General features: G+C 68.2%; 2 protein-coding genes. Both read left to right on the forward strand.

Features of this window, described 5'->3' with window-relative positions; genetic code table 11:
• Positions 1 to 948 (forward strand): imidazolonepropionase (hutI, locus tag VF497_RS12490; protein ID WP_330889177.1); only part of this gene is annotated, 948 nt, incomplete at its 5' end.
• On the forward strand, positions 945 to 1,988 hold a 1,044-nt coding region (locus VF497_RS12495; protein WP_330889179.1), incomplete at its 3' end, for an aromatic amino acid lyase. The genes hutI and VF497_RS12495, both read left to right, overlap by 4 nt.

Below are 1,988 nucleotides of genomic sequence, written 5' to 3' on the forward strand. Positions count from 1 at the left end.
CTGAAAGGCGCGAGCTATGAGGAGATCGCGCGCGCCGGTGGCGGCATCGTCTCGACCGTTGCCGCAACGCGCCGCGCGACCGAGGCGGAGCTCGTCGCCGGCGCGCTGCCACGGCTCGACGCGCTGATCGGCGAGGGCGCAACCACCGTCGAGATCAAGTCCGGCTATGGCCTCAATGCCGAGACCGAGATGCGGCAGCTTGCGGCGGCACGCAATCTCGGCCGCCTGCGACCGGTTGCGATCCGCACATCCTTTCTGGGTGCGCACGCATTGCCGCCTGAAGCCGACGGCGACAAGGACCGCTACATCGATCTGGTCTGCAACGAAATGCTGCCGGCGGTGGCCAAGGCCGGCCTTGCCGATGCCGTCGACGGCTTCATGGAAGGCATCGCATTTTCCGGAGAGCAGACGGCCCGGGTGTTCGCGGCGGCGCATGCGCTCGGGCTGCCCGTGAAGCTGCACGCAGACCAGCTGTCGAATCTCGGCGGCGCGGCGCTCGCGGCAAAATTCTCCGCGCTCTCGGCCGATCATCTGGAGCACACCGATGAAGCCGGCGTTGCCGCGATGGCGAAGCGCGGGACCGTCGCGGTGCTGTTGCCCGGCGCGTTCTACTTCATTCGCGAAACGCAGAAGCCGCCGGTCGAGCTGTTCCGCAGCCACGGCGTCAACATGGCGCTGGCGACCGACTGCAATCCCGGCAGCTCGCCGCTGACCTCGCTTTTGCTTGCCATGAACATGGGCGCAACGCTGTTCCGGATGACCGTCGCCGAATGCCTCGCCGGCGTGACGCGGGAAGGGGCGCGCGCGCTCGGCCTGCTCGCCGAGACCGGGACGCTGGAGGCCGGCAAGCGCTGCGATCTCGCGATCTGGGACATCGAGCGTCCCGCCGAGCTGGTCTACCGCATCGGCTTCAATCCGTTGCACCGACGGGTGTGGAGGGGGCAATGAGCGATCCGGATGTCCCGATTGTCGTGAAGCCTGGAACGGTCGGCCTCGACGTCCTGGCGCGCGTGCTCGCCGGCGCGCCCATCGCGCTCGATCCGTCGTTCTGGCCGCGCGTCGAGGCCGCCGCGGCAATCGTGGCCAAAGCGGCGCAGACCGACATGCCCGCCTACGGCATCAACACCGGTTTCGGGAAGCTGGCCTCGACGCGCATCGCGCCTGATCAGACGGCGCTTCTTCAACGCAACCTGATCCTGTCGCATTGCTGCGGCGTAGGCCCGGCCACGCCTGAGCCGATCGTGCGCCTGATGATGGCGCTGAAGGTGATCTCGCTCGGGCGCGGCGCATCCGGCGTGCGACGTGATGTGATCGAGCAGTTACAGGGCATGCTGGCGCGCGGCATCTCACCGCTGGTGCCGCAGCAAGGCTCGGTCGGTGCCTCCGGCGATCTGGCGCCGCTCGCCCATATGACGGCTGTCATGATCGGAGAGGGGCAGGCGTTCCTCGATGGCAAGGTCGTGCCGGGTCGTGACGCGCTTGCCGCCGCCGGTCTCGCGCCGCTGACGCTCGGTCCCAAGGAGGGGCTCGCGCTGATCAACGGCACGCAGTTTTCGACTGCCTATGCGATTTCCGGCGTGCTGCGCGCGCATCGCCTGGCCTGTGCCGCACTGGTGACCGGTGCGCTGTCGGTCGATGCGGCGATGGCATCCACGGTGCCGTTTCGTCCGGAGATCCAGTCCTTGCGTGGCCATGATGGGCAGATCGCGGCGGCGGCGGCGCTGACCGCCTTGCTCGACGGCAGCGACATCAGGCAATCGCATCTCGAAGGCGATGAGCGGGTGCAGGACCCGTATTGCCTGCGCTGCCAGCCGCAGGTCGCGGGCGCGGTACTTGACCTGCTGGTACACGCCGCCCGCGGACTGACGATTGAGGCCAATGCCGTGACGGACAATCCGCTGGTGCTGGTCGAGACCGGCGAGATTGTGTCGGGCGGCAATTTCCATGCTGAGCCGGTGGCGTTCGCTGCCGACCAGATCGCGCTCGCT

Origin of the sequence: Rudaea sp., from assembly GCF_036383415.1 — a bacterium.
GTDB lineage: Bacteria > Pseudomonadota > Gammaproteobacteria > Xanthomonadales > Rhodanobacteraceae > Rudaea.